Genomic DNA, 20,637 nt, shown 5'->3' with positions numbered 1-20,637 from the left:
TATCAGGGCTATTTTTTTTGCGGCGCCCAGATGCACTGCCGCATGTGAGCGGGCATCTGGCCTAGTTTCTAGAACCGGCTGGTGATGCCGAAGTGAATTTTGCCGGCATTCAGCGCCAGTTTCTGCTGGTTGTCGCGGCCCAGGGCGTACACGAACTGGAACTGGCCCGCCCCAGTGCGGAAGCTCAAGCCAGCTCCCAGGCCAGTAGGCGAATTGGTGCTGTTGTCGGTGAGGATGTCGCGCCGTAAGTAGCCCTGGTCGATAAAGGCGAACAGGTAGGCGTCGGAGCTGGTGAACTGGCGGTACTCGGCGGTGCCCACCACGTACTGGCTGGCGTAAAAATTCAGCTCGTTGAATCCCCGTAGCGTTGAAAGGCCGCCTACCCGAAACAAGTCGTTGAGAAACAGGCGCTGGTTGAACAGCGCTTCGCCCCGCAGCCGCGTAACCAGCACGCCGCCTCGGCCGATGCGGCTGTAACGCTCCAGGCGGGTGCCCGCACTCACTTGGGTGGTCCGGAGGGGCAAGTCCTGATACAGGGTTTCGTTGAGTTCGGGGTTTCTGCTGATGATTTTGCTGCCCACCGAACCCTGTCCGCTGGCCAGCACCCCGCTGCGCGGAAAGTACGGGTCGTCGAGGGTGGTCCAGGTGTATTCGAGGCCGTAGGACGTGAAGTGGGTGTCGATGTTGTCGGGTAGGACGGTGAGCTTGGCGAAGTTGGTGTCGGCCAACAGCCGAGAGCTACGCCACTCCGTGAAGAAGCTGATGCGCCCGGCGCGGGCCGTAGGGTAGGTGAGCTGCACACGGGGCCGTAGCGTCTGGAAGGCATTCACCGGGTCGGACTGGCGGTAGAGGTTGAACGTGCCACCTAGTTCCAGCGGCGTGCCGAAGAACGTGGGGTGCGCATACTGGGCATCAAGCTGTTGGGAATTGGCGTCGGTTTTTCGCCACTGTAGCCCGAGCCCTTTGCCGCCGCCCTTGATGTTGCGCAGCGCTATCGTGACGTCGCCGGTGAGCTGTACTCGTTTCTGCCCAATACCGGGCGTAGGGTTGGGCAGCACCCCCACAATAGCGTCGAACTGATTGGCCGTGCGGTCTTCGAGGAGCAAGTACACCCGCGCCCGGCCCCTGGCGAAGCGTATTTCGGGCTCAGCCTTCAGCTGCAAATAAGGCAACTGGCGCAAGCGCCGGGCCGCTTCTGACACCCGCTGCTGGCTGAATGGCTGCCCCGGATACAGTTGTAAGTACTTTGTTAAAAACCGTTTGCGAATGGTGGAGTTGCCGACAATCTGCAAGGAGTCGAATACGATAAGCGGCCCGCGCTCCAGCAACACGTGGCCTTCAATGTCGGCCCCGCGGAGCTGCGCAGAGTCCAGCCGGACCATGGCAAAGGGGTAGCCTTGGTTTTCAGCTTCGCGCAGAATACGCTCCTGTAGGCGGCTCCACTCCTGGGGTTGAAACGGCTGATTGCGGTACAGCTTTTCGCGGTAGCCGGCCCGGGTTAAAAGGCCGTCGCCGAGGTTGCCGTTGCGCAGGCGGGCCCACCGGAATTTTTCGCCCACGTACAGCTGCACCCGCACGGTGTCGCGGTGCCAGCGCAGTTCGTCGGCTGAGGCCGTCAGATACGATTCGCCTTGCAGGGACAGTACCAATGCGCGTACCTCGCGCAACACGGCGAGCGAGTCGGGGAGACTGGTTTTGAAATGGTAACGCCGCAGCAAGGGCCGGTCCGCGGTTTCGGTTTGTAGCACCAGTATTCGGGGGCGCCGGACAGAGAGCGGCTTGCTGGGCGCCGCGGGAGCCGGGGCCGGCTTTGGCTTCGGGGCCGGCGTAGCTACTTTGCCGGAGTCGAGGGGTGCCAGTCGCTTCCGGATGGAATCGGGCGGCGGCGTTAGCCGAGGGGGCAGATTCAGGTTGAGCGCCGGCGAAGTCTGGGCACGTGCGCTGCTCATGCCCCCGTAGAGCAGGCCGAGCAGCAACCACAAAACAACGAGGCGGGCGTACATTTGGGAACACAAACGCGAAAACGCGCATTTAATTTCCTAAAGATACTTCCGCCTGGTTTTCCGGCATTTGTGCTGGTGGTAAACTCTACGCAAACCGGCTTCTATCTTTCCTGTAGTACCCATTCTTTGTTTCGCTCCTTGTCTGGCCTTTACCTTCATATTCCTTTCTGCAAGCAGGCCTGCCACTACTGCGACTTCCACTTCAGCACGTCCATGGGCCTGAAAAGCCGCTTCGTGGATGCTTTGGTGCAAGAGCTGGCTTTGCGGGCCGACTACCTGGGGCCGCAGGCCACGCTGGAAACCATCTACTTCGGTGGGGGCACCCCTTCCTTGCTGACGGCCGCGGAACTCAACCACATCTTCGAGGCGATTCATCGGCATTTCCGGGTGGCGGCAGATGCTGAAATCACCCTGGAAGCCAATCCCGACGACCTGACGGCAGCTAAAGTGCAGGAGCTAAAGGCTTCGCCCATCAACCGGCTCAGTATTGGGTTGCAAAGCTTCCATGAGCCACACTTGCGGCTGATGAACCGCGCGCATTCGGCCCTGGAATCAACGGCGGCGGTGCAACTGGCACAGGCAGCCGGCTTCGAGAATATTTCGGTGGACTTGATTTACGGCGTGCCCGCGCCCGACCACCGCATTTGGGCGCAGGATTTGGCGCAAGTGTTTACGCTGGAAGTGCCGCACCTCTCCTGTTACGCCCTGACCGTGGAGCCGGACACAGTGTTCGGGCGGCAGCTCAAGAAAGGCGCGTTCCGGCCGCCACCCGACGAGTTTGTGGCCCGGCAGTTCGAGATGTTGCTCACTGAGCTGGCGCGCCACGGCTACGAGCAATACGAAATCAGCAACTTCTGCCGCCCCGGCCGCGAGTCGCGCCACAACTCGGCGTACTGGCGCGGGGTGCCCTACCTGGGGGTGGGGCCGAGCGCCCATTCTTTCAACGGCGTTAGTCGGCAGCACACCCTGGCCAATAATCCGCAGTACGTAGCGGCTGTGCTTGAACGCCACGAGGTGCCTACCACGGTAGAGCAGCTTTCCGCCACCGACCGAGCCAACGAGTACCTGATGACCAGCCTCCGTACCGCCCGTGGCACCGACCTACGGCACCTGCGCCTCGCCCTCGGGGTGGATTTGCCTGGTCAGCGCGCCGAGTATTTGCGGTATTTGGAACAGAACGGCTGGGCCACGCTCAGTGCCGATGAAGTGCTGATTCTCACAGATAAAGGCAAGCTGCTAGCTGATCAGATAACGTTGGAGCTGTTTCAGGAAGCTGAATAAGCACAGATTTCAGGGCTCCAAACCAGATGCTGCTGATTTAAATCCGTTAAATTTCCTTTCCTATCGGGCTTGCGGGGCGCGGCGGTTTTGCTGCTGTTCCGCGGGCCGTTTGCTGATTGCCGAATCATCGGCGTTGGCTCCTACTCTGTTGAAACTCGTGATATGAGAAGATTGATTGATGCCCTGGCCGACGACACCGATTTTTTCATCGAGCAGGTCCAACTCACGGCCATTGTGTTCGATAATTCCGACGACGTGACCATTTGGGCTACTACGTTCTTCGACCAGGAGCCGCACTTTTTCCATCTGGGCCTGCAGTTTCAGAGCTTAGATCTGCTGCTGCGCCTCGCCGACACCCGGGCAGCGGCCTTGCAGGAAGAAGTGGCCGAAGCGCTGGCCACCGTCACGGAGTGGCCGTGCCTGCTGGAGTACACCACCGAGGAGCGGCCGCCCGTGCAGCTACCCAACGTGGCGCTCAAGCTCTCCTGCACCTACCCCGCCGACGATGTTCTGGACGATGAGGAAGACGAGAGCGAAACCTTCCACATCGGCCTCGATGCCGAGAAAGAAGCCGAAGAAGATGAATATGCGCCCGGCGCCCCTCACAACATCTTCTACCTGGAAGGCGTCTTTCTGCGAGTGGAGCCGTGAGATGGTGAACTAGTGAAATGGTGAGTTTGATGTTCGACTTGCACCATAAGGAAGCGGTGCCACGAATTGCCCGGAGGGCATCACGCTCCCCTTATTGTTGCTGACTTCCGTACAGATAGGCCGTTCAACGGCAGGGGTACCATACCCCCACTGCTCCATTCGCGCCGCTACATCGTCAAATGCATCATCTCACCATTTCACTAGTTCACCACCTGAGCCATATGATCTACCTCATTCCGGGTTTGGGGGCCGACGAGCGGGTGTTTCTGAATCTGCGGCCCCTGCTGCACGACGAAACGCAGATTTTATTCTGGCTGACGCCGGAGCCGGATGAGTCGTTGCCGCACTACGCGGCGCGTATGGCCGCAAGCATTCCGCTCGAACAAACCGGGCTGTTAGTGGGCGTGTCGTTTGGGGGCGTGGTGGGGCTGGAAATCAACCGCATTCGGCCCCGGCTCCGGACGGTGCTTGTTTCCAGTATTCCGGATGCCAGTTGCCTGCCGCCACTGCTGCGCCTGATTCGGGCTACGGGTGTGTACCGGTTGGTGCCGCCTCAGGTGCTTAAGCTGTTTCCGAGGGCCGGGCAATTGTATTTCGGGGTGAGCAATGGGTCTGAGTACGAGTTGTTCAAGCAGATTCTGCGCGATATGGAACCAGTGTACACCCGTTGGGCCATTCACCGCCTCCTGCACTGGGACAGTACCCACGTAGGGCGGAGCACCCAAATCCTAGGCACCCACGACCGGGTTTTTCCGCCCGGTCCTACGCCCGTTGACTACCTGATTCGGGGCGGCGGGCACTTCATGGCGTACAGCCACGCCCAGCAAATCAGCGAGATACTGAATAAGTTGGCCGCTGATGCTGCTGCCGAGGAGGCAGCCTAAGCAAGCAGAACGTGCTGAAAGCCAGCGCGGCTACCGGCCTAGAGCTTCAGGCGGGCATCGGAGCGGAAAGCACGAAACTGCTTTAGGTTAGCTTCTGCGGTCTACCTTTGCGGGGCTATGGCCTCCCTGCTCACTGATGCGTTGAATTTCTTGTCGAAAGCCACCCCACGCCGGGTGTGGAATTCCACGCAGGTGGTAGGCGGCTACGCGCTGAGCAAGCTAACCGGCAAAGCACGGCATTGGGGGCTGCCAGTGGCGCTGTCGTTCGAGCCCACCACGAGCTGCAACCTGCGCTGCCCGGAGTGCCCAAGCGGCTTGCGCTCCTTCACGCGCCCCACCGGCATGCTGCCCGACGACTTGTTTCGGAAGACAATAGACGAGGTGGCCTCGCGGCTGTGGTACTTGATTTTCTATTTCCAGGGCGAGCCGTATCTGCACCCCAACTTCCTGGATTTGGTGAACTATGCTTCCCGCAAGGGCATTTACACCGCTACCAGCACCAACGCCCACTACCTCAACGACACCAATGCCCGCCGCACTGTGGAAAGCGGGCTGGACCGGTTGATTATTTCGCTGGACGGTACCACCCAAGAGGTGTACCAGCAGTACCGCGTGGGTGGCAAAATCGACAAGGTGTTGGAAGGCACCCGCAACCTGCTCCGGTGGCGCAAGGAGTTGAAATCCAGCACGCCCCGGGTGGTGTTTCAGTTTCTGGTAGTTAGGCCCAACGAGCACCAGATGGAAGATGCCCGTCAACTAGCCCGCGAGATGGGAGTGGACGATGTGTGGTTTAAAACCGCCCAGATCTACGACTACCAAAACGGCTCCCCGCTTATTCCCACCATCGACTACTACTCGCGCTACGAGAACACCGGCAACGGCACCTGGCAAATCAAGAACCGGCTGCTCAACCACTGCTGGAAAATGTGGCACAGCTGCGTTATCACCTGGGACGGCCTCGTGGTGCCTTGCTGCTTCGACAAAGACGCCGAGTACCGCCTCGGTGACCTGCAAACCCAATCCTTCCGCCAGCTCTGGCACGGCCCCAAGTACCAAAGCTTCCGCGCCTCCCTGCTCAAAGGCCGCGACCAGATAGAAATGTGTCGTAACTGCACCCAAGGCACCAAGGTGTGGGGCTGAGGAGCCCCGCGACGGTACACCCCAGCACCCGAACGCGCCTGAGCGGGCGCCTTACTCGGCTACGCGGGCTGGGTATCCGTAGTAAGAGCGGGACACATGCGTTTTATGTTTGCAACAACTGACTTTCAACGAGCCTTCACCCTGTTGTCGCAGAAGCTTAGCCGCTGGATGCAGCAGTTCGTGCTGCTGCTGCCCAACCTGCTTATTGCGCTAGTCGTGCTTGCCGTTACTATTGTGGCTGCGCGGCTAGTGCGTCGGTTTATCAACCGGTTTCTGCCCCGCGTTTCGCACAGCGTTACCCTCAACAACCTGGTAGCTACGGTGGCCTATGTGCTGGTGCTGCTGCTAGGTACCTTCTTCGTGTTGGAGGTGCTGAGCCTGGAAAAAACGGTAACCTCGCTGCTGGCTGGCGTCGGGATAATAGGCTTGGCCCTGGGCTTCGCGTTTCAAGACATTGCCGCCAACTTCATCAGTGGCGTCATCATTGCCATCCAACGACCCTTCACCGTCGGCGACGTTATCCAGACCGACACCTACTTCGGTACCATCGAAAGCATCAACCTGCGCACCCTGGACCTGCGGCAGGTGACCGGCGAACTAGTGCGGGTGCCCAACCGAAAGGTATTTGAAAACGCCATCATCAACTTCACCGTGAGCACCCAGCGCCGGGTGGATGTGGAGTGCCGCGTGAGCTATGATGCCGACCTAGACCAGGTGCGCAGTGTGGTGCTGGAAGCCATGCAGGACTTCCCTAAGCTCATCGGTGGGCGCCCCCTGGAGGTGATGTTCACTGGCTTCGAGGAAAGCGCCGTCACGTTTACGCTCCGCTTTTGGGTGCCCTATCATCGGCAGGTCGATTACGTGGGAGCTAAGAGCGAGGCCATCATGCGTATCAAGCGCGCCTTCGACCGAGCCGGCATCGTTATTCCGTTTCCCGTCCGTACGCTGGAAGTTTCGGCGCGCACATTGGAGCAAGTAGCGGCTAGTACTGTGCGCTCCGAACAGCAGAAGTAGCGCCACTCATTCACCCGAGGGATATAAATCTGGGGGTGTTTGCTGGTCGGCGGGCGTGGGAAGCGGATGCAAGGCCTGGGTCTGGTCGATGAACAGAAAGGCATCGTACCGGTCGGGGATGAGGGAGGGGACGTAGTTGCCAAACTGTTCGAACTCGGGCCGATACACCACGCCAATGGCCCGGTGGCCGATAGGCTGTTGCAGCTCAGGAATATCGCGCAGCTCTTGGGAAAGCAGGAGCGCATTCTCGCCCTGTAGCTGCTGGTGAAGCAGGTGCTCCCACGAGTTGCGGGGCGCGGCGGGTACGTTTATTTTTTGCGGCGTAGCGCCCCACTTGTTGCCCGCAATAACAGAGCCCTCGTAGGAGCCAAACCCGGCAATGAACACGTTTTTGCGGCCGTAGGCTTCCCGTGCTAGCTGGCCCACATTCACCATGTCTTCGCGGCGCATGTCGGTGTAGCGCGCATCTCCCACGTGGGTGTTGTGTTCCCAGATGATGGCTTTGCTGTCGGGGCCGTGTAGGTCGAGCAGGCGCGTGAGAGTTTCCATCATGTGGTTGTCGCGCACGTTCCAAGAGGCCGCGCCACCCCGTAGCATGGCCCGGTAGTAGCGCTCGGCATTCACGGCAACCAGCGCGTTCTGGTCGGCCGCGAATTTCGATTCCCGATCGGCCAGCCCATCAGGTTGCCGGGCGCTTTGGGTGCGTAGCGCGCGCAGCATGTCGTTCACTTCGTCTTGGCAGTCTTCCGACACATACGCAATGGCTTGGGCGTATTCCTGCGGATCGTTGCCGTAGGGCTCGAAGCACTGAAAGGCGCGCTGAGCTGCCTGCACTGCCCCGTCGCCTTGCTTTTCCACGTACTGCAGTATCTCTTGCAATGATTCCCAGAGGCTGTACACGTCTAGGCCATAGAACCCTACCCGTTGCTCCAGGGGCTGTTGGCGGTTGTGCGCGTGCAGCCAGTCCACCAAGCCCACAATTTCCCAGTTGCCCCACATCCAAGTCGGCCAGCGGTTGAACGTGCGTAGCAGCTGCGGCACCGAACCGTACAACACCTCGTCTTTTTTGATGGCCGCATTCACTTCAAAGCAGCCAGGCCAGTCGCCTTCCACGGCAATAAAGTGAAAACCTTTCTCTTGAATCAACCGCTTGGAGATGGTGGTGCGCCAGGTGTAGTACTCGGCCGTGCCGTGAGAGGCCTCGCCAAGCAGCACGATCCGCGCATCCCCGACGGCTTGCATCAGCGGGTCGAGGTCGGAGGCGGTGTGCAACGGATGGGTGGGCAGGTTGGTTTTCATAGTCGAGGTTGGGTGGGGTAGAAACGGCAAAGTGCGTCCCGAACTGGTCGGGACGCACTTTAGAGCAGGTAGTCGGGAAGTAAGATGCGCTTACTTGTGGCCTTTTGTTAGGTTTTTGCCTAGGTCTTCCACTTGCTTGAGGAAGTCGAGCGCATCAGAATCGCCGTACGTGCCATAGGCCGAGGAGATGGTGCCACGCACACCGTCGGCAGTTTCCAGGGCGTACAGGATAGACATGTCATCGGGGTCACTCTCGCCTTCAAAACGATAGAAGTCCACAATTACCACCTCATTGGGGGCGTAGCTCTTGGTTTGCTCGTCGCGGGTATTGATGGTGAACAGGCGGCCTTCGGACACGCGAAAATCAGCTGTAAACCCACCCTTTTTGAGGGTCTCTTCCACTTTTACGAGCGAGCGTTCTTCTTCTTTGTCTTGCATGATGGTAGAGTTCGGTTGGAAAGCTGAAGGGTTAAAAGGGCGTTAAAACAAACCCCCGTACCGGCTATACGGAGCCAGTACGGGGGCAGGTTGCCAAAAATATGGAAAGCGGAATACGCACTTACTTCGTGCTACGGGTAGCGGCGGCCTCAATAGTCCGTTGCAGCCGGTCTACATCGATGGTACCACAAGCGCCACCACAGCCCTTGGCGCAGCCCGCCGATGATTTATCGAAAAACGCCCGCCAGAAAATACGCCCTACATAAAAGGACGCCCCGACAAAGAGCAGAACAATGATGAGTGTCTGAATCCACATAATGCATGCAAAACTACGACGCGCCCGGAAAAGTTTGCTTGTGCACGGTCTTTACTTCCTAGCGCACAAGCAGATTGCCTGCTTTTTAATGTTGCCTGAAAGCTAGGCCGTTGGGTGCCAGAACTCCCGGATGGTGTCTTGCATTTCCTGGTGGATGTGGGTGTTGCTGGCCACCAATTCCCGGCCAAAAATAGGGTCGCCCTCTTCCAAGAACTGGGTCACGCGGCCGCCTGCTTCGCGCACGAGCAAGATACCAGCGGCTACGTCATACGAGTTGAGGTTGAACTCGAAGAAGCTCTCAAAGCGGCCAGCCGCCACGTAGGCCAAGTCAACGGCCGCGGAGCCGAAGCGGCGGACACCGTGGGAGCGTTGCATGAAGGCGCCCAGTATCTGCAAGTAGTTTTCGAGCTGGCCGAACTTCGAGTAGGGAAACCCGGTGGCTACTAAAGAGCTGCCCAACGTAGCGCTGCTACTGACCTGAATCGGAATTTCATTGCAGAAGGCTCCTGACCCGAGGGCAGCGCGGAAGCACTCGTCGCGGTTCACTTCGTACACCACGCCCGCTACCAGCTCCTGGTGGTGCATCAGGGCCACACTGACCGAGTAGCAGGGCAGACCGTGCACGAAGTTGGTGGTGCCGTCCAGCGGGTCGATAATCCAGTTGTATTCGTCGGCTTGCACGGCGCCTTCGGTGCCTTCTTCGGTGATAAAGCCGGCTTCGGGCAGCAACTCGCGCAGGCCAGCTACGAGCAGCTTTTCGGTTTCCTTGTCTACGTACGACACCAAGTCGTGCAAGCCTTTGGTCTCAACCCGGCCCCGGTCGAAGGTGGCGGACTCCTGGCGAATAAATTGGCCCGCGTGGCGGGTAACGGCAGCTAGCTGAAAGCTGAGTTGGTTGTAATCCATAAAGTGAAATGTAGCCCAAGCCAACGCCTAGGCTGTAAGTGAACCACCGCGGTTCGGTAAGACAAACCGGTATACGAGTACCCGACTTGACGTTTCAAGAACGGCCCGAAAATAATACGCCACCCGACAAACCGCTACCAGCAGCCGAGCATTACGCGACGCTCTTGCTGAATCGCCGCACCAGCACCAGCACCAGCACCAACAGCAACACCGCCAGCACCTGCGTGGCGGGACCTAGCAGGTCGCCGTGCTTCACGTAGAAGGTTAGCTCTTGGTTGAGGTGGACGGTGTGGCGGCTGACGGCTTGCACCCACCACGCGGTGCGCTCTAGCACTTCGCCTTTCTGGTTGATGAAGCCCGAAATGCCGGTGTTGGCGGAGCGGGCAATGTCGCGGCGGGTTTCAATAGCGCGGAGCGTGGCGTACTGAAAGTGCTGCTTGTGGCCGGGTGAGTCGCTCCACCAGCCGTCGTTGGTGATGATGCCGATAAGGGTGGCGCCGTTCTTCACGTATTCGGCCATGAAATCACCGTACACCGACTCGTAGCAGATAGAGGGCGCGAGGCGTAGCGCGGGGGTAGCCGTGTTGAATACAGTCCGTTGTTCCTGACTGCCATAGGAGCCTACCGTGCCGCCCAAATCAATATTGGCAATAAGCTTGGTTAGTGCCACGGGCACTTTCTCTACGCCCGGCACCAGGCGCGACTTATGGTAGAAGGTAACCGGAGCAGTAGCATTGGTAAAATGCACCGCCGAATTGAAGACATCGTAGTAGCCTAGGTCGTCGCGGAAGCGGGCCGTGGGGGTAGCGGTTTCCTTGCTACTGCCATACATCTTGATGGTGGTCATACCCGTAATCAGCTCGACGCCAGGATGCTGACGTAGCCAACCGCGCAAGCGTATCACCTTGGGGTTGCTTTCGAAGTTCTGCTCGAAGTAGGCTTCCTCAAGTGCCGTTTCGGGCCAAAGTACGAGCTTGGTTTGGGGCGTGAGCTGCTGTTCGGTGAGCGTAAGCAGGCGGGTCACCTGGGCGTCGTAGGGAATAAAGTTGGGGTTACTGCTGAACTTCTCCAGGAACGGGTCTACGTTGGGCTGCACCACCACCACCTCGGCGGTTTCGCCTTTCTCCTGATACGTGGCGCCAATGAAATAGGAGACAAGGATAGGCAACAGCACCGCTACTATGGGTGCCAACCACCGCGCCGCCAACGGCCGCGCAGGAGACCTTTCGCCGGGCCGGTTGACGGCGGAATTCAGGCGGTCAGCAGTGGAAGCCGCACTATATTGGAAGCCAAACCAAGCGCGGAACAGCAGAATATTCACCACCCATATCCACAGCGAACCACCCAGGAAGCCGGTGTACTCGTACCACTGCACCCAGTAGTTGGCCTGTGCAAACCCGTTGCCGAGCGTAAGCCACGGCCAGGTTAGGTCCCAGTGCAAATGCAGCTGCTCGAACGCAATCCAGTAGATGGGAAGTGAGAGGTACCCGAGCTTCGGGCCGGCTAGGCGCTTGGTGTGGTAGAAGGCCATGGTGGGAATGCACATCAGCAGCGCATTCAGCACAACGGCTGCAATACCGCCGCCCAAGGTGCTGAAACTCACCCACCACGTGGTAAAGGCGTTCCAGAGTACCAGCAGCAGGTAGGTGTAGCGAAACACTTTCCAGCCGCTGGCCCCGCGTGCTACCAGTAGCTGCTCCATACGCAGATACGGCACCCAGCCTACCAGCAACACGGCCGCCAGCCCCGCCAACGGAGCCGGGTGCACCGGCCACCCTAGCCACAGCAGGACAGCGCCCACCAACGCCAAGACGGCAGGCTGCCACGCAACTTGGCGGCTTGATAAGGTAGCGGCCTCTGCTGGGGCCGCCACAGATAGTTCCGACACGGAAGGTTTAGTCAGCACGACGCTCTTCTTTAAGATCTTTTTGACCCTGAACCACTAACACTATTTCTCCTTTGATGCTGGCACGAGCCGCAAAGTTGGCAGCCAACTCGAGCAGCGTCCCGTTCACGGTTTCTTCAAACAGCTTGGTTAGCTCCCGGCTTACGGAAGCCTGCCGATCCGGCCCCAACACCTCCGCCAGTTGTTCCAGCGTCTTGACAATGCGGTGCGGCGACTCGTAAAATATCATGGTGCGAGTTTCCGGAGCCAGTTCGCGCAAGCGGGTCTGGCGGCCTTTCTTCACCGGCAGAAACCCCTCAAACGAAAACCGTTCCGCGCCGAACCCCGACTTCAGCAACGCGGGAACAAACGCCGTTGCGCCCGGCAAGCATTCCACCTTGATGCCACGCGCCAGGCATTCTCTCACCAACAGAAAGCCGGGGTCGGAAATTCCGGGGGTGCCCGCATCTGATACCAGCGCCATGGTTTCGCCTTTCTCCAGCCTCTCCAACAGCCGCTGCACTTGCTGGTGCTCGTTGTGGAGGTGGTAGCTGAGCATGGGTTTTTTCAACCCTAAGTGTTGCAGCAGGCGGCCGCTGGTACGGGTGTCTTCGGCTAGCACCGTATCCACCTCGCCAAGTACCCGAATGGCCCGCAGCGTGATGTCCTCCAGGTTGCCGATGGGGGTGGGGACTAGATAAAGAAGAGTAGCTGCTGGTTCCGACATACGGCAAAGGTAGGGCGTAGCGCCTCAGCATCAGCTGACGCTACACAGTGAATAGCAACTCGTAAACCCGTACGCACCTTGCTAGAAAGTGCGGCATCAGTAGCCATCTAAACCACGGTTGCGCCATGCCGAACAGCTACTTCGTCAATGGCGTCTGCCAGCCGATGGTCGCGCTTGGTCACGGTGTTGCCGGCGTCGTGCGTGCGTAGCCGAAATTCCACGGTGCTGTACTCGTTGGCCCACCACGGATGATGGTCTAGGCGCTCGGCTGCCGCGGCTACCTCGGTCATGAAGGCAAAGGCCGTGTTGAAGTCGGGGAAGCGGAAGGTGCGCGTGAGGGCGTTGTCGTGTTCAATCCACATAACTGAGAGTGTTGAGAAGTAGCCAGCCCCAGTCCTCGCTCGGAAAATCCGGCCTGAAGCAGGGAGGACGGGCGTGAGTTACCACGTACGCAAAACCGTGTAGCACAGGCATCCTACCACCCCTTGCAGGCTGTCCCGCGCCTCTCTCCAAACAGGTGGAGACATTGCCGCCGCACCAAACAGCAGTATCCTTTCGTGCGCTTGTTCTCGGCCATGTGAAAACGCAGAAGCCTTTCTTGCTGACGAAAAAGGCTTCTGATAAGCAGTAAAGCAGTAGCTGCTAGTAGCAGTTAAAGTTCCTTGGTAAACCTGCGCAACGTGCGGCCCGCTGGCAAACTGCCAACGTGGCATCATCAACGGTGAAGGCCGCTGGGTACCATTGGCTGAAGCACTCTTTGCCGACTGCACCTCCCGGCTGGCCGGTGTGGCCCCAGAAAAACAAGTACTTTATGGGGTGGCCAGCATCCAAGTGCTGACGCAAGGAGGCAACGGAGCGGATAAGTGGTAAGGCAGTAGACATAAAGGCAGCGGATAACCGTGTTGAAAGCCGAGACAGTGGTTGCAGGAGGCGGCTTGATGCAGAAAGTAGACCTGCCCAACGAGCATGCGCCAGCACAAATGCACTAGCTAAACCTAAACCCAAATTCGTAAACCACAGTACATAGTACTTTCCTACCTCCCCATCAAGATTCCACTACTCCTATGGCTATCGACCCCAAGAACCGCCCCGTCCGCGTTATCAACGACGATACCACCGAGCAGGAGCTGGCCGCTGGCCACATCACGCCCGGCGGTGATCCACCTAAGAATGAAGATGCCCGCGGCGGCTTCGGCAACCGTGAGGGCCGGGAAGGCTACGGGACGGACACAGCCAACGGTATCACCGCCCTTGGTGAAAACCGGAATGCTGATTCCACCACGCTGCCCCCCGATAATATGCTTTCCGACGACCAGGGCCGCGACCGGCAACTCAATGAGGATATGCCCAACCCTGATCTGCTAGACGAGGAAGACCGTATCGAGGCGCGCCGCCCAGTTGACGAGCTGGATGCCGATGATGCCCGCACAGGCCTCGACGAAATGGAGAACCCTAACTCGCGGGTAGGCATGGGCCAAATGGAACAGCCACAACCCAACAACGACGTGCTGGCCCGCCAGGGCACCAACGCCGACCTCACAGACCCTAACGCCACGGATACGGCTATCGACCAATAGGTTGCGAGCTGGTCAGGTGTACTTTCTGCTATCTCATATTGTTCACCCTAACTTTCCACCGCCATGCCTTACAAGAGCAATAACACCAACCAACAGTCCAAGGAAAACCACGGTAGCCCGACGCAAAGCGAGCAGCCGAAAGCCGCTGGCAACCTGCCCGTAAACGACCGGGACGAGCAAACTGAAGAGCGGCTTCAGCAAGAAGCCGATGACGCAGGTGTTCGTCATCCCAACCGGAACCTTGACAAGCCTGAGCTTGACAAATCGCCTTACAGCTAGGCTACCTCTCATAAAGAAAAAGCACCTTCCATTCCGGAAAGGTGCTTTTTCTTTATATAAACGCACTACGTACTGCTGCGCCCGGCACTATTGCCCGCTCACGTCCGCTCTCTTCGCTCTTCTCTGCCCTATGGCCCGCTACGCTACCACCGACTTGCACGGCTGCTTACGAACGTTCCAATTCCTGATTGAACAGAAACTGAAATTGAAGCCGGAAGACGAACTCTTCGTGCTCGGCGATTATGTGAACAAGGGCCCCGATAGCCGTGGCGTGCTCGATTACCTGATGGCGCTGCAAAAACACGGGTTTCGGGTGCACTGCTTGCGCGGCAACCACGACCAGGAACTCCTGGATGCCGCCCGCGACTTGCAACACCTCACCTGGGCTTCGTCCACCGACCGGCAACTAACGCTGGAAAGTTTTGGGGTAGCCCACGCCAAGGATATTCCACAAGAGTATGTAAGCTGGCTAGATGCTTTGCCGCACCAGCTTGATGTACCCGGGTTTTCACTGGTACATGCGGGCTACAACTTCCGGTTACCCCCCGACCGAATGCGTGCCGACTGGCATAGTATGCTCAACATCAAGCAATTCACATTTGATGCCTCACGCCTGCAAGACCGGCGCCTGCTGCACGGCCATGTCCCCACACCCACGGCCGAGGTACAGCGCCAAGCCCGCACCCAAGCCCAAGCCATCAGCCTCGATACGGGTTGCGTCTACAGGCACAACCCCGAGCTTGCCCACCTAGCGGCCCTCGAACTCGACTCATTCGAGCTGACCTTGCAGCGCAACATCGACGGGCAATACACTATTGCCCGCCGCTGAAGCGCCTGATGGCTGCCATAGCCTCTTACGCACTACCCACGTGCGTTTCAAGCAGTGGGTTGGCAACGAAGTGATTTAACCCTTGCTGCGCCGGGAGATGCTATAGTGGATGTCCTCGACTCTGGAGGGAAACCTGTGGGTACCTCGCACTAGTTGAGCGGGGTTTCATTTCTCACACCTTGTCCTGCCGAATCATCGTGCGATACATGTCCACCATACGCTGCTGAGAAGCGCCCAACCGGTACATTGTAGTGAGCAGATAATAAATGCTTTGCAGCCGCCACACGCCATTCTCGCGGTACTTGCGCGCCGACGTGACGATGGGGCCTGGCAAAATCTGGAACCGGGCAACTCGCCCTAGTCGCCGCGTTATTTCCTGATCTTCCAGCACCAGCATGTCTTCCCGGTACCCGCCAATTGCCGTGAAAATGTCTCGCCGTACGAACAGGCTTTGGTCGCCGAAACGAAACACTTTCAAGCGAAAACGGGTGAACCAGGCGTTGATTTTCAAAAACCAGCTAGGGTGGTCGAAGGCCAGGCGGTAGCAGCCCGCCCCATGGCCTTGCTGCACGGCCGCCCGAATTTCCTGGCTGAATCCGGCGGGCGGATAGCTATCGGCGTGCAGAAAATACAGGATGTCGCCGGTGGCCTCGTGCGCGCCATAGTTGAGCTGCACAGCGCGGCCTTTGTGCGGGCAGTGAACCACGTGCGCGCCTGCCTGTTGGGCTTCCGTGGCCGTGCCGTCGGGGCTGTGGGCGTCAACCACCACAATTTCCAGGGCATCGTCGGAACCCGCAGTTTTTTGCAGATAACGCACTAAAGCTCCTATGTGCCCTTCTTCCTTATAGGTGGGAATAATGAGGCTGATGGCGGCTGGAACAACGGAAGCTGTTGGGGCAGGTGCAGTAGGCATACTAAATCGGGACTAGAAAAACCGCCTTGTTGGGCTGCTGCGCAAGCACAGAAGCACCGCGGCTTGCGCGTATCTAGTCGCGAGGAAGCAGCACTTGAGCACGCAGCACTTGTTGGGCGTGCAATTGATACGGATTTTGTGGATCGGCGGCGACGGTTTGCAAGTTGGTACGCGCTTGCGGCACCTGGCCGGTCCGCCATTGAGCCATGGCCAAGTGGTAGCGCGCCTTGCCCGCGAGGGCCGAAGCTGGCTGCTGCGTGGCACGGGTCAGGTAGGAGCGTGCCGCCCCCGCCTCATTGTGCCGGAGCAACACCACGCCGGTGTAGTACAGCAGTGTATCGTCGCCTACGTTGGCCGCTGCTACCCGCCGCAACGAGTGCAGCGCCGCCGGATAGTGACCGTCGCGGTATTGGCGCATGGCTTCTACCATAAGGGGGGTGTTGGTGGCTTGGGCTGCCACTTCCGTCAGTCCGGGGTCGGGTACGTAGTAGCGGGCCCAGGCTTCTTCCGCGTCGAGGGGGCGCGGGCGGACCAGCAGCCACAGCCCCGCGGCCAATACCAGCACCGCCACGGCCGCCACCACTATCCACCGGGTGCGGTTGGTGCGAGAACGAGTTTGGATGCTAGCCAGTGCCACCTGGCGTTGGTCGAGCCGCTTGTCGAGGTTGCGGAGCCGATTGCGCAGGGTTTCGTGGCCGGCCACCCAGCGTAGGTCGGCGGTGAACTGCTCGTAGGCTTCATAGGCTGCGTTCAGCTTCTCGTCTTGCGCCAAACGCAACTCAAAAGCTTCCTGCTCCGCCTCCGACAGTTGCCCGTCAGCAAAACGCTCTAGCTCATCCAGGTAGGGGCGCAGGTCCATGGTATAGGGAGTAATGGAGTATAGAAAGCTGAATGGGAGTGGTTGGCTGCTGACTCACACAGCACGTAGGTGCAGCTCATACAAGCGCCGGAGGCAGCCCGATTTCTGGATTCTGCCCACGGTGGCGTTGGCGAATCCCATTTTAACGGCAAGCTTCTTGAAGTTGTAGCCGCGGAAGTAAAAGAACATCAGTACCTGCTGGCAGTCGGGGCTGAGCTGGCCAAATAGGCCAAGCAGCTGCCGACGGCGGTTGGCTTCGGCAGGGGGCAGAGAATCAGTAGCAGAAGCTTGGGGTTGCTGGACCGCCATGCCATACACATGAGCGCGCAGGTCGGGCGGAAGCTTGGTTAGGCGGCCGTCAACTACCTGGTTATAGAACTCAACCAGCACGGAGCGCAACAACTCATGCGCGGCGGAGCGCTCAAGCTGCTGATGTTGGCGCGCCCACTGCGCAAAATCGTCGCGGTAATCCCGATAGAAATTGATCAGGAAAGTCTGGTTGCCCACGCGAAGGTGGGTCAGCGTATCGGCGAGAGGCTGTGGCACGGCACCAGGGAGAAGGATAAAAAGAAAGCCTGCGGCAAGCAAGTAGCAGGCAAAAGCGAAACAAGATAACGTGGAATCACGGTCGGCGGACGGTGAAAAGCGAGCTTTTTGAGGGTCTTATGCCCTGTCCATCGAATATTCGCCGCAGCACACAATTCAATAAAACCTGGGTGCAATTGCCGCGCTCCGGTTTTCTGAGAGACAGCACAAGAGTAGCGTCACTGCGCTGGCCTATGCACTGGAAAAGGATCGGTGGCAAACCTTGTAGCCGGCCACCGAAACCGAGCCAGCTACCGGCTGGTCTGGCAACTGCAACCGCCGTATCTTGGCGGGGCAGCCGGCGGCTGGCGCGTCGCACAAGAGGCCGTTACTACCCGGAGTGTCTTGTGCTATGTTCTTCAAACGCCGTCCTAAGTCGCCGACCGAGTTATCCGACGAGGAGTTGCTGGCTCGCTACCGCCAAGAAGGCGTAGTAGCCGACCTCGGGGTGCTGTATGAGCGGCACATGCCGGAAGTGTTTGCTATCTGTCGGCGGTATTTGGGGCCAGGCGAGGCCGATGCCCAAGATGCCGTGATGCAACTCTTCGAGCAGCTGGTGGAAAAGCTGCGGCGCCACGAGGTTGACCACTTTCCGGCCTGGCTGCACGCAACGGCCCGCAACCACTGCCTGATGGTGCTGCGGGCTCGGCAGCGCCCCGGCCCCGACCGAGGGGGTGCCCTGGTTCTGCATTTTCCGAACCCCGCAGATATGGAATCGGTGGTTGCCGAGCATCTGCAAGACGATGACCCCGACGAAGCGACGTTCACCGAAGCCCGCCTGCAAGCCCTGGAACACGCCATGAGTGCGCTACCTGCCGGTCAACGACGATGTTTGGAACTGTTCTTCTTGGAAAAGAAATGCTACCGCGACATCAGCACGGAAACCGGATACGACCTGAACACGGTAAAAAGCCATTTGCAAAACGGTAAGCGCAACCTGAAGCGCCACCTCGAATCTTCACCGCCCACCACTTCGTTTTCTTCTGATGCGGCCCGCTGACCAGTTTCCTGCTTCCCCACTGTCCCCCGGTTCGTCGGGGGGGCAGCACTTGCCGATGGCAGTGCTGCGGCAGTACGTGGCCGGTACGCTGCCACCGGCCGAGCAACACCGTGTGGAGGCCCATACGCTGTCCTGCACCCGCTGTGCCGACATCCTCGACGGCCTCTCCCAAACCGACCTCGCCACCACCGACCGCGCCCTCACCGACCTGCACGCGCGCCTGCACGCCCGCCTAGCCAATGAAGCGCCCGAGGTTGCCCCCGTAGTGCCGCTGTGGCCCTGGCGCCAATTGGCAGCGGCCGTATTGCTGCTGCTGGTAAGTGCGGCCGTATGGCTAGGCGTACGCCGCACTACTGAAGGTCCGGCGGCGGCATCGCAAGTGGCTATGCGCCGGAGCGAAACCAAGGCTGATGTGACAGCGAAAACGCAACCCGAGGCGTCTTCCTCCTCGAAGCCGACTGCCCCACAAAACGCGTTTGTATCAGCAGATGAGGCTGTGGCCGCTGCGCCTGTTCCGGCGGAGCGCGCACCGCTCATAGCCGCCAACCGCCAGCCACGCACAGGGCTTCAAGCTAGAAGCCGCCCACGGATACTCGCCGACAGAAAAGAGCCGGAAGCCGTTGGTATGTCGGGGGTAGATGTGGCGGGTGTAGCCGCTGCTCCCGAAAACGACCTAGCTGCTAGCACCCTTCGCTCCGCCGATACCGTGCAGGTAGCCTCGAACGGCAACTCGTCTGACTTAAGCAGGCAAGCGTCACCAGTCGAGATGAGTAGGGCCAGGAAAGCAAAGACCAACGCCTCTGCTGCCATAATGGCCCGGGTTCCAGCGGCCGAGCCAGCTACGGTGCCAGTAGACCGCAACACCCTGCATGGGCAAATCGTATCGGCGGCTCCTGCTCCGGCGGGTATGCGCGTAGTGCGGGGCCAAGTTACGGACCGCAGCAGTGGCGCGGGCCTCCCCGGCGTAACAGTGTTGGCTAAGGGTACCGCCATCGGGGCCAGTACGGCTGCCGACGGGTCCTTTTCCCTGCTGGTGCCAGAATCGGTGAAGACACTGACTTTTCACTCGGTTGGGTTTGTGTCTTCAGAGCAAGCCATTAGCCCCTCGGATAGCGCCATGGCCCTGGCGCTGGCTCCCGACAGCAAGTCGTTGAATGAAGTGGTGGTCGTGCGCCGTGAGCGTCCGCCCGCGCCTATATCAATTGGAGCTTTGCCCGCAGGCGGCTACAAGGCATTTCAGGAGTACCTGAAGCAGAAGCTGGAGTACCCAGAAAAGGCGTTGAAGGACGGCAAAGAAGGTACCGTCAAACTAAAATTTGTGGTGGCCGCTGATGGTAGCTTGCAGGATATTACCGTGTTGCGCGGGCTGTCAAAGGAGTGTGATGCCGAAGCTATCCGGCTGCTCAAGGAGGGCCCGAAGTGGTATCCAGCTATTGCGAAAGGCCAACGCACAACTCGCACGGTGGAAATCAGCGTGCCGTTTCGCCTCGAGGATCAGCGGTAGGGTACTGTAACAACAGAACAAGCCGTTTCGAATGTGCTGCATGCATATTCGAAACGGCTTGTTCTGTTGTACTCGGGTGCTAGGGCTATACTAGCCGCTGTAGCCGCCGCCGCTTTCGGGTTCGGTGGCGCTGCCGCCGGGTTTCTCGGGCTGTGGCAAATCCGATTCGGTCTTAATTTCTACGTCGCTGTAGTCGGGGGCTCCGTTGCCGGCAGGTACGGGCTGCTTTTCGCGGGCTGCGTCGTCGGTGCCGGAAGTGGTGGCCGGGGCTTGAGCGGTAGTTGGCGTCTCGGATGGGGTAGCTAGGGCGTCGGATTCTGATTCGAAAGTCTTGTTCATGGCTCGATTGGTAAGGATGGTTAGGTGAGTGTACGCAAGACGCCGGTAGCTTGACTATATCTGGGGGCTCGGAGGGGCGTGATAACAGAATTATGAACTAGTTAGCCCGGAGCCGGTGTGGTGTGTACTTTTGCCCGCCTTCGATACAGTTGCGAACCACCAGTCTTTGGTTACTGGTTAGTACTAGCATGGAACTCGCAACTGGTAG

22 protein-coding genes are annotated in these 20,637 nt (G+C 59.2%); 10 read left to right on the top strand and 12 right to left on the bottom strand.

The genetic code is table 11. From position 1 onward, the window contains the following. Window positions 1-68: 68 nt before the first annotated feature. Complete coding sequence (locus MTX78_RS22395; protein ID WP_243798495.1) at window positions 69-2,003, bottom strand: BamA/TamA family outer membrane protein; 1,935 nt, start codon at window positions 2,001-2,003, stop codon at window positions 69-71. Window positions 2,004-2,141: 138 nt separating this feature from the next. Here MTX78_RS22395 and hemW point away from each other — a divergent pair, with 138 nt between their 5' ends. The 5 genes from hemW (at window position 2,142) to MTX78_RS22370 (ending at window position 6,973) form a co-directional block, all read left to right on the top strand. Beyond that, window positions 2,142-3,284: a radical SAM family heme chaperone HemW gene (gene hemW / locus MTX78_RS22390; RefSeq protein WP_243798494.1), complete on the top strand. Its 1,143-nt coding sequence runs from the start codon at window positions 2,142-2,144 to the stop codon at window positions 3,282-3,284. Window positions 3,285-3,446: 162 nt separating this feature from the next. After that, window positions 3,447-3,935, top strand: a complete 489-nt coding sequence (locus MTX78_RS22385) for a hypothetical protein (protein ID WP_243798492.1) — start codon at window positions 3,447-3,449, stop codon at window positions 3,933-3,935. A gap of 221 nt (window positions 3,936-4,156) precedes the next feature. Further along, window positions 4,157-4,819, top strand: a complete 663-nt coding sequence (locus MTX78_RS22380; protein ID WP_243798490.1) for an alpha/beta fold hydrolase — start codon at window positions 4,157-4,159, stop codon at window positions 4,817-4,819. A gap of 117 nt (window positions 4,820-4,936) precedes the next feature. Then, entirely contained in the window at window positions 4,937-5,959 is a 1,023-nt protein-coding gene (locus MTX78_RS22375; RefSeq protein WP_243798488.1) for an SPASM domain-containing protein, read from the top strand. A gap of 105 nt (window positions 5,960-6,064) precedes the next feature. After that, a complete protein-coding gene (locus tag MTX78_RS22370) occupies window positions 6,065-6,973 on the top strand; it encodes a mechanosensitive ion channel family protein (RefSeq protein ID WP_243798486.1) in 909 nt (302 codons plus the stop codon). Window positions 6,974-6,979: 6 nt separating this feature from the next. Here the strand turns inward: MTX78_RS22370 and MTX78_RS22365 are convergent, their stop codons facing one another. The 7 genes from MTX78_RS22365 to MTX78_RS22335 all read right to left on the bottom strand — a co-directional run bounded on the left by MTX78_RS22365 (window position 6,980) and on the right by MTX78_RS22335 (window position 12,906). Beyond that, on the bottom strand, window positions 6,980-8,272 hold the full coding sequence (locus MTX78_RS22365; protein WP_243798485.1) for an erythromycin esterase family protein: 1,293 nt from the start codon (window positions 8,270-8,272) through the stop codon (window positions 6,980-6,982). Window positions 8,273-8,362: 90 nt separating this feature from the next. Further along, window positions 8,363-8,710 (bottom strand): hypothetical protein, encoded by a 348-nt coding sequence (locus MTX78_RS22360; RefSeq protein WP_243798483.1) that lies wholly within the window; start codon window positions 8,708-8,710, stop codon window positions 8,363-8,365. Window positions 8,711-8,831: 121 nt separating this feature from the next. Next, window positions 8,832-9,026 carry a FeoB-associated Cys-rich membrane protein gene (locus tag MTX78_RS22355; protein WP_243798482.1) on the bottom strand — a complete coding sequence of 65 codons (195 nt, stop codon included), beginning with the start codon at window positions 9,024-9,026 and terminating at the stop codon, window positions 8,832-8,834. A gap of 102 nt (window positions 9,027-9,128) precedes the next feature. Continuing rightward, window positions 9,129-9,932, bottom strand: coding sequence for an inositol monophosphatase family protein (locus MTX78_RS22350; protein ID WP_243798481.1), 804 nt, complete (start codon window positions 9,930-9,932; stop codon window positions 9,129-9,131). A gap of 151 nt (window positions 9,933-10,083) precedes the next feature. Continuing rightward, on the bottom strand, window positions 10,084-11,820 hold the full coding sequence (gene lnt / locus MTX78_RS22345; RefSeq protein WP_243798480.1) for an apolipoprotein N-acyltransferase: 1,737 nt from the start codon (window positions 11,818-11,820) through the stop codon (window positions 10,084-10,086). A gap of 7 nt (window positions 11,821-11,827) precedes the next feature. Then, entirely contained in the window at window positions 11,828-12,544 is a 717-nt protein-coding gene (gene rsmI / locus MTX78_RS22340; protein ID WP_243798479.1) for a 16S rRNA (cytidine(1402)-2'-O)-methyltransferase, read from the bottom strand. 107 nt (window positions 12,545-12,651) lie between these two features. Then, on the bottom strand, window positions 12,652-12,906 hold the full coding sequence (locus MTX78_RS22335) for a 4a-hydroxytetrahydrobiopterin dehydratase (protein ID WP_243798477.1): 255 nt from the start codon (window positions 12,904-12,906) through the stop codon (window positions 12,652-12,654). Window positions 12,907-13,608: 702 nt separating this feature from the next. On the opposite strand from MTX78_RS22335, the gene MTX78_RS22330 reads away from it, so the two are divergent. The 3 genes from MTX78_RS22330 (at window position 13,609) to MTX78_RS22320 (ending at window position 15,229) form a co-directional block, all read left to right on the top strand. Then, the gene (locus tag MTX78_RS22330) at window positions 13,609-14,121 is read left to right on the top strand and encodes a hypothetical protein (protein ID WP_243798476.1); all 513 of its coding nucleotides are present in this window, start codon (window positions 13,609-13,611) and stop codon (window positions 14,119-14,121) included. 63 nt (window positions 14,122-14,184) lie between these two features. Beyond that, entirely contained in the window at window positions 14,185-14,400 is a 216-nt protein-coding gene (locus MTX78_RS22325; protein WP_243798475.1) for a hypothetical protein, read from the top strand. A 130-nt stretch (window positions 14,401-14,530) separates the two neighbouring features. Further along, complete coding sequence (locus MTX78_RS22320; RefSeq protein ID WP_243798473.1) at window positions 14,531-15,229, top strand: metallophosphoesterase family protein; 699 nt, start codon at window positions 14,531-14,533, stop codon at window positions 15,227-15,229. A 172-nt stretch (window positions 15,230-15,401) separates the two neighbouring features. On the opposite strand, the gene MTX78_RS22315 is transcribed toward MTX78_RS22320, so the two are convergent. The 3 genes from MTX78_RS22315 to MTX78_RS22305 all read right to left on the bottom strand — a co-directional run bounded on the left by MTX78_RS22315 (window position 15,402) and on the right by MTX78_RS22305 (window position 17,547). Continuing rightward, window positions 15,402-16,142 (bottom strand): TIGR04283 family arsenosugar biosynthesis glycosyltransferase, encoded by a 741-nt coding sequence (locus MTX78_RS22315; RefSeq protein WP_243798472.1) that lies wholly within the window; start codon window positions 16,140-16,142, stop codon window positions 15,402-15,404. Window positions 16,143-16,215: 73 nt separating this feature from the next. After that, the gene (locus tag MTX78_RS22310; protein WP_243798470.1) at window positions 16,216-17,001 is read right to left on the bottom strand and encodes a tetratricopeptide repeat protein; all 786 of its coding nucleotides are present in this window, start codon (window positions 16,999-17,001) and stop codon (window positions 16,216-16,218) included. Between the two features lie 54 nt (window positions 17,002-17,055). Beyond that, window positions 17,056-17,547, bottom strand: a complete 492-nt coding sequence (locus MTX78_RS22305) for a hypothetical protein (RefSeq protein WP_243798469.1) — start codon at window positions 17,545-17,547, stop codon at window positions 17,056-17,058. Between the two features lie 391 nt (window positions 17,548-17,938). Between MTX78_RS22305 and MTX78_RS22300 the strand changes: the two genes are divergently transcribed. Beyond that, window positions 17,939-18,586 carry an RNA polymerase sigma factor gene (locus tag MTX78_RS22300; protein ID WP_243798467.1) on the top strand — a complete coding sequence of 216 codons (648 nt, stop codon included), beginning with the start codon at window positions 17,939-17,941 and terminating at the stop codon, window positions 18,584-18,586. Beyond that, complete coding sequence (locus MTX78_RS22295) at window positions 18,573-20,090, top strand: TonB family protein (RefSeq protein ID WP_243798465.1); 1,518 nt, start codon at window positions 18,573-18,575, stop codon at window positions 20,088-20,090. Before MTX78_RS22300 ends, MTX78_RS22295 begins: the two co-directional genes overlap by 14 nt. A gap of 90 nt (window positions 20,091-20,180) precedes the next feature. Here MTX78_RS22295 and MTX78_RS22290 read toward each other — a convergent pair whose 3' ends face one another. Further along, entirely contained in the window at window positions 20,181-20,429 is a 249-nt protein-coding gene (locus MTX78_RS22290) for a hypothetical protein (protein ID WP_243798464.1), read from the bottom strand. Between the last annotated feature and the right edge of the window lie 208 nt (window positions 20,430-20,637).

The organism is Hymenobacter tibetensis, assembly GCF_022827545.1.
In the GTDB taxonomy this organism is placed as follows: domain Bacteria; phylum Bacteroidota; class Bacteroidia; order Cytophagales; family Hymenobacteraceae; genus Hymenobacter; species Hymenobacter tibetensis.
This window is presented reverse-complemented; position numbering and strand designations above follow the sequence as displayed.

What these genes read in the sequence shown, in the direction of transcription:
- MTX78_RS22350 (WP_243798481.1), bottom strand. Translation starts at nt 9,932, where the DNA reads ATGGATTACAACCAACTCAGCTTTCAGCTAGCTGCCGTTACCCGCCAC.
- MTX78_RS22385 (WP_243798492.1), top strand. Translation starts at nt 3,447, where the DNA reads ATGAGAAGATTGATTGATGCCCTGGCCGACGACACCGATTTTTTCATC.
- MTX78_RS22375 (WP_243798488.1), top strand. Translation starts at nt 4,937, where the DNA reads ATGGCCTCCCTGCTCACTGATGCGTTGAATTTCTTGTCGAAAGCCACC.
- MTX78_RS22310 (WP_243798470.1), bottom strand. Translation starts at nt 17,001, where the DNA reads ATGGACCTGCGCCCCTACCTGGATGAGCTAGAGCGTTTTGCTGACGGG.
- MTX78_RS22320 (WP_243798473.1), top strand. Translation starts at nt 14,531, where the DNA reads ATGGCCCGCTACGCTACCACCGACTTGCACGGCTGCTTACGAACGTTC.
- MTX78_RS22380 (WP_243798490.1), top strand. Translation starts at nt 4,157, where the DNA reads ATGATCTACCTCATTCCGGGTTTGGGGGCCGACGAGCGGGTGTTTCTG.
- MTX78_RS22330 (WP_243798476.1), top strand. Translation starts at nt 13,609, where the DNA reads ATGGCTATCGACCCCAAGAACCGCCCCGTCCGCGTTATCAACGACGAT.
- MTX78_RS22295 (WP_243798465.1), top strand. Translation starts at nt 18,573, where the DNA reads ATGCGGCCCGCTGACCAGTTTCCTGCTTCCCCACTGTCCCCCGGTTCG.
- MTX78_RS22370 (WP_243798486.1), top strand. Translation starts at nt 6,065, where the DNA reads ATGTTTGCAACAACTGACTTTCAACGAGCCTTCACCCTGTTGTCGCAG.
- MTX78_RS22290 (WP_243798464.1), bottom strand. Translation starts at nt 20,429, where the DNA reads ATGAACAAGACTTTCGAATCAGAATCCGACGCCCTAGCTACCCCATCC.
- MTX78_RS22300 (WP_243798467.1), top strand. Translation starts at nt 17,939, where the DNA reads ATGTTCTTCAAACGCCGTCCTAAGTCGCCGACCGAGTTATCCGACGAG.
- MTX78_RS22360 (WP_243798483.1), bottom strand. Translation starts at nt 8,710, where the DNA reads ATGCAAGACAAAGAAGAAGAACGCTCGCTCGTAAAAGTGGAAGAGACC.
- MTX78_RS22325 (WP_243798475.1), top strand. Translation starts at nt 14,185, where the DNA reads ATGCCTTACAAGAGCAATAACACCAACCAACAGTCCAAGGAAAACCAC.
- MTX78_RS22315 (WP_243798472.1), bottom strand. Translation starts at nt 16,142, where the DNA reads ATGCCTACTGCACCTGCCCCAACAGCTTCCGTTGTTCCAGCCGCCATC.
- rsmI (WP_243798479.1), bottom strand. Translation starts at nt 12,544, where the DNA reads ATGTCGGAACCAGCAGCTACTCTTCTTTATCTAGTCCCCACCCCCATC.
- MTX78_RS22395 (WP_243798495.1), bottom strand. Translation starts at nt 2,003, where the DNA reads ATGTACGCCCGCCTCGTTGTTTTGTGGTTGCTGCTCGGCCTGCTCTAC.
- MTX78_RS22355 (WP_243798482.1), bottom strand. Translation starts at nt 9,026, where the DNA reads ATGTGGATTCAGACACTCATCATTGTTCTGCTCTTTGTCGGGGCGTCC.
- MTX78_RS22365 (WP_243798485.1), bottom strand. Translation starts at nt 8,272, where the DNA reads ATGAAAACCAACCTGCCCACCCATCCGTTGCACACCGCCTCCGACCTC.
- MTX78_RS22335 (WP_243798477.1), bottom strand. Translation starts at nt 12,906, where the DNA reads ATGTGGATTGAACACGACAACGCCCTCACGCGCACCTTCCGCTTCCCC.